The following is a 4,758-nucleotide window of genomic DNA, read 5'->3' as shown; positions in this document are numbered from 1 at the left end:
ATTAGGTATGAATTAGAGCGTTTTTCATCCCGGTGTACGGATTCGTGTCGGGAAGGAAGAACGTAGGTCGGCAATCCCTTCCCAATCGCAAACGGCATCTCTGGGAGCGCCAGAGCTGCCCTTCCGACAAAGCCCTTTGCCGAGCCGGTACGTCGGCAAGGGATTGCCGACCTACATATGGGGCTCCCTTACACCGAATCAGAAAATGCTCTAAGGGCCGATTGCGCCGGAAGCAGTGACCGGCTCATATCGCCAGTGATGGAATGCCCCGCTATGCCACGGCGGTTCCGTCCTTAGCGGTCCCTCGGGTGACGAAATGCACACGCGATCCGGAAAGCTTTGGGCGGAGCCCGCGCGTGACGCCTTTTTCTTTCGGGGCAGGCGATTCTTGCTCGATCGGCTATTCCTGCGGGATGCTAGGAGTCGGAATCGCCCCTCACCTCCAATCAGGCGCAGCAGGAGGCCGGTACGGCTTCCTGCGAGTGGGAGCCACAGCGAGGCACAGCGGCTTGGTCCAGGAATTTCCGGTGTGTTGCGGGAAGGGAGAACATCGACCAGTTGTTCTGGACCGAGAACCTGTACTGTTCGAGGTCAATGGTTGCGCTGGCATCGGTGATGCCGAACACCCGATAACCTTTGTTATAGGCGGAGCGCATCGCGGACTCGATGCAGATGTTGGTGAGCTGCCCGGCGAGCGCGACAGTCGTGATGCCATGAGCGCGCAGCACGAAGTCGAGGTTGGTTCCGGCGAAGGCATCAATACTGGATTTCCCGTCGATCACGAGATCACTTTCCTGACGATCGATGAAGGGCGCGATCTCCGCGCCCCAAGTACCCCGAATCAAGGCGCCGGCATCCTTCACCACTTTCATGATGCCGTAGGGAGAATGACCCATCTCCCGGTAGTCGGGCGAAAATTGAATGGGCGTGTGCACGATGAGCATGCCTTGAGCGCGGGCGTCCATGATGAGTCGGTTCAGGTTCTTATTAACGTTATTTTCTTGGAGCACGGAGGTTAGCAAGGGGTATAGCTTGCCGCCTTCGCTGAGAAAGTCATTTTGCAGCTCCATAGAACGACTGCGGTCTGTTTTGTATTCATCGTGTGATTCCTTTAATTGAGTTGAGGTGTCGTTGTTCGTGATTCGGCAGGGATCGGGGGGCGTATACGGCCGCCCGATCCTGCCATGTGCCCTGTCGTTGTCTTCCTTCTTCGAAGTCGATGGTTAGGCCGACTTCTTCCACTCGCGGCTGGCGAATACCGGATCGACCGGTGTGTGGAACAGATGGTTGGCATAGTTGCTCAGGGTTTTCACGGCGATGGCGAGGATGATTTCCAGGATGGACCGTTCGCTATAGCCTGAGGCCAGAAAGTGTTCCACATCCCGACGGCTCGGCTGTCCGCGGGTTTTCACCAGAGTGATGGTGAATGCGCTCAGCGCGGCGAGCTTCGCGTCGGGAATGGGCTTACCGTCACGAATGGCATCAGTCACGGCGGGAGGTACTTTGGACATGGCGTCGGCAACGAAGCTGTGGGCAGCCATGCAATAGTGGCAGCCGTTTTCGCGGCTGATGGTCAGAAACACAACTTCCTGTTCGACCGGCGAAAAACCGGACTCCGTGCGGAAAAGGGCGTAACCGTGCAGATAACTCTCCAGAAGGCCTGGTGAATTGGCCATGACGGCATACATGTTCGGGATAAAACCCAATTGCTTGCGTGCGCTGTCGAGAGCCGACTGGGCGCGAGGCTCCGCGTTATCAATGGTTTTCGGTAGAAGTGAAAGTTGGTATTCGGATGACATGATGTGCTCCTATGTGTAGTGAGTTACGGACGTATCGGTCCAAAAATGGGCAAAAAGATGGTTAGAGCATTTTCTGGTTTGGCGTAGCGCTCTCCCAAGGTGGAGTAGATCGGCAATCCTTTCCCAATCGCAGACGGTCGCTTTAGTCGCGACCCTTCCAATCGCAAACGGTCGCTTTAGTCGCGACCCTTCCAATCGCAAACGACCGTCCTGGGAGCGCCAGGACGCCCCTTCCGACAAAGCCCCTCGCCGACCACGTGTGTCGGCAGCAGATTGCCGACCTACGAATTTCCCGATTCTCACCGCTGAATTGCGGTGAAAAGCGCTCTAGCCGGCCCGCGCGGCCAATCCGCGGAAAACCTCGGTGGGAACGGGCGCCGAACGCTCATTGCTGCGGGGATGGAAAAGAATCGGGAACGACACCCAAAGCGTCGGCAAAACGGTTGAAGGCGGCGAACAACTCCATTACGCCCAGCGCTTCGATGACCTCCGCCATGGGAATGTCTTGGGCAGACAGGCGTTTCAAGTCCGCCGCCATGCGATTGGCTTCGCGATTGGCACGGCGGGCGAAGTCGATGAGTGCTTGCTCGCGGCTGCTGAAATGGGTATCGCCCAGGGTGTGTTCCATGGCGGCGACGTCTTGTGGCGAGAAGCCCAGCATGTGCAGGGCGGCAGCATGGGCGTCGATGCAATAGGCGCAGGCGTTGTCCCTGGAGACCAGCAGGGCGATGGTTTCCTTTACTTCGCGCCGTAAGCCACCCTGCAGCAGGATGGCTTTCACTTTCGCCCAATTGGCGCCCAACAGCGGCGGATAATCGGCATAGGCCCGAAACAGATTGGGGATGAAGCCAAACGTTTGCTCGATTTCGGCAAGTGCGGCGGCTGGATCGATGGCGTTCTGGGTAGTCATTGAAACCTCGGTGGAGCAAGGACAAGTTCTATTTGTGGACTAACCGGTACAGAAATGGGCAAAAAAACCGGCTGCACAGCCTCCTTCGATCTGGAATATTGGCGGCAAGGTTCCGTTCCTCTGGGGTTAACCTGCATGACCCATATCTGTATCGATCGGTTCAAAAAAGTGGCCAAAAAAAGCCGCCCGTACTCATGACATGGGAAGGCTTGAATCGGCTTCGAGCAATTCCCGCAATCGGCCTTCTCGGTCCAGGGCGACCAAGTCGGTGTAACCGCCCACATGGACTTCCCCGATATAAATCTGCGGCACCGTGCGGCGCTGTGTCTTGTTCATCATTTCCGCACGCAGCGCAGGATCGATATCGATACGGCGTTTCTCGATGTTCCGTACGCCCCGGGCGGCCAACAGCCGTTCCGCCGCCACGCAATAGGGACAGTTCGCGGTGCTATACATGTGGACTTCAGGCATGGTCATCCTCAGTTCGGGTTTAAATGGGTCACGCAATTCAATCGATTGCCCTCAAAACGATCTGAATAATCCGTTTAATCTCTTCTCCCTCGATGCCGGCTTTTACCATCGTCTTAAGTCCGCTCATACTGCTGACGAGAAAACGGGCCAGCGCCTCCGGATCCTTGTCGGCGGTAATGGTGCCCTCTGTTTGCGCCCGCTGCACCGCCGCTTTGAAAATCGCCGTAAACTGGTCCACGCCCTGCGCAACCCATTCGGCCACGATCGGATCGCCCTGCGCGAACTCGTTCGCCGTATTCATCACCAGGCAGCCACGCGGTTTCTCGCCGCTACAGGCTTCGGAGGCCACGGACGACAGCCTGTCTTCGATGAACTGCCGGCCCGACGGGGCTTGGTTCAAGCTGTCCAGCATGGCCGCCGCCATGGTGTTTCGGTAACGCTTGAGGCAGCGCTCGAACAACTGCCGTTTGCCCCCGAACGACTGGTAGAAACTGCTTTTCGACAAATCCATCGCGTCGAGCAGGTTTTGCAGTGAGGTTGCTTCGTAGCCGCTCGCCCAAAAGACCTGCATGGCGGCGTCCAGCACCTGTTCGGGATCGAATTCCAAAGGTCGGCCAACGTTCATGCAGCACATTATTGTACCGAACGGTCCATAAGGCAAGCGGGAATTTACCGCACTTATCGGGAGACAGGGAGCAATGCGGATGCGGGCGAGTCGACAAAACCGAAGGAAGGGGTCGACTAAAGGCCCGTTTGCGATTCAGACGAATTTGGACGGCCGAAGGCTGGCTCCGAAGGGGGCGGGCCCCAAGGATGGGCTATAGTCTCGGGTAGATCGCAAGGAACGGGGGTCGGCGCTAGCGCCGATACAAGGTCGGGTTTCGCGGCGTAAAGTGAACTGCGAGCGCCGCGAAACGAGCTTGCTATCGTTTAGCACGAACGGAGCCGGCTTAAGGCATTGGGCTTCGCCTCGCGAGGAATACTTTTAAGGCCGGAAGCCCTAAGAAACGTGGACTCCAAGCCGGCGAACGATCGCTTTATCCCTTGCCCGCTACAGGAACCGCCTTTTCCTTTTCCAACGTCAATTGCCAACGAAATGCCCACTTCCATTTGATATTCCGCTTTGCCTCAGGAATGTCATTTGTTAGCCTCTCCAGGTCCTTTTTCCGGAATCCCCGCAGGATGGAGATTAAGCCATCGTGACGGGTAATGTGGTTTGAGGCCGTAACCAAGGTAAATAACTTAAAGAGGTGATAGGCAACAGGACTTCTGTGCAGGTCGTTGACCACAACCGCCAGCCGGCACTGGTCGTAAGAATTCTTCAGTAATGCTCTTGCCTTGCGGTTGTCGAAGTGGTGCAGAAACAAGCTCATCACGACAATATCGAATCGCCTTCGTTTGAACTCGTCCGAAAAGACATCTATCGTTTCATAGCGTATTTCAGGAAAGTCTTTGGATTGAGCATTCGCGTAGCGAACAATAGAGCTATTGAAATCGACAGCAGTTAGAGAAACCGGGATATTTTGTTTTCGGCACCATCTAACGATTGCCCTCGGAAGATCGCCGCTGCCGCAACCC

The 4,758-nt window shown here is 56.3% G+C and carries 6 protein-coding genes; all 6 read right to left on the bottom strand.

Annotation, left to right across the window (positions count from 1 at the left end; all coding sequences use genetic code 11):
• Positions 1–446 precede the first annotated feature (446 nt).
• Positions 447–1,070, bottom strand: coding sequence for an isochorismatase family cysteine hydrolase (locus ABJK70_RS20485; protein ID WP_347258938.1), 624 nt, complete (start codon positions 1,068–1,070; stop codon positions 447–449).
• A 153-nt stretch (positions 1,071–1,223) separates the two neighbouring features.
• The gene (locus tag ABJK70_RS20480) at positions 1,224–1,799 is read right to left on the bottom strand and encodes a carboxymuconolactone decarboxylase family protein (protein WP_347258937.1); all 576 of its coding nucleotides are present in this window, start codon (positions 1,797–1,799) and stop codon (positions 1,224–1,226) included.
• 385 nt (positions 1,800–2,184) lie between these two features.
• On the bottom strand, positions 2,185–2,709 hold the full coding sequence (locus ABJK70_RS20475) for a peroxidase-related enzyme (RefSeq protein ID WP_347258936.1): 525 nt from the start codon (positions 2,707–2,709) through the stop codon (positions 2,185–2,187).
• 192 nt (positions 2,710–2,901) lie between these two features.
• Positions 2,902–3,180 (bottom strand): glutaredoxin 3, encoded by a 279-nt coding sequence (grxC, locus tag ABJK70_RS20470; protein ID WP_133717555.1) that lies wholly within the window; start codon positions 3,178–3,180, stop codon positions 2,902–2,904.
• Positions 3,181–3,217: 37 nt separating this feature from the next.
• Positions 3,218–3,805, bottom strand: coding sequence for a TetR/AcrR family transcriptional regulator (locus ABJK70_RS20465; protein WP_347258935.1), 588 nt, complete (start codon positions 3,803–3,805; stop codon positions 3,218–3,220).
• A gap of 412 nt (positions 3,806–4,217) precedes the next feature.
• Positions 4,218–4,758, bottom strand: a 541-nt coding sequence (locus tag ABJK70_RS20460) for a methyltransferase domain-containing protein (RefSeq protein ID WP_347258934.1), incomplete at its 5' end; no start/stop codon positions are given.

The organism is Methylocaldum sp., assembly GCF_039794385.1.
In the GTDB taxonomy this organism is placed as follows: Bacteria; Pseudomonadota; Gammaproteobacteria; order Methylococcales; family Methylococcaceae; genus Methylocaldum.
The sequence above is the reverse complement of the archived record's forward strand: the minus strand, read 5'-3'. Positions and strand labels throughout refer to the sequence as shown.

Bases quoted from the DNA above. Each gene is read 5' to 3' on its own strand.
- ABJK70_RS20480 (WP_347258937.1), bottom strand. From the start codon at position 1,799: ATGTCATCCGAATACCAACTTTCACTTCTACCGAAAACCATTGATAAC.
- grxC (WP_133717555.1), bottom strand. From the start codon at position 3,180: ATGCCTGAAGTCCACATGTATAGCACCGCGAACTGTCCCTATTGCGTG.
- ABJK70_RS20475 (WP_347258936.1), bottom strand. From the start codon at position 2,709: ATGACTACCCAGAACGCCATCGATCCAGCCGCCGCACTTGCCGAAATC.
- ABJK70_RS20465 (WP_347258935.1), bottom strand. From the start codon at position 3,805: ATGAACGTTGGCCGACCTTTGGAATTCGATCCCGAACAGGTGCTGGAC.
- ABJK70_RS20485 (WP_347258938.1), bottom strand. From the start codon at position 1,070: ATGGAGCTGCAAAATGACTTTCTCAGCGAAGGCGGCAAGCTATACCCC.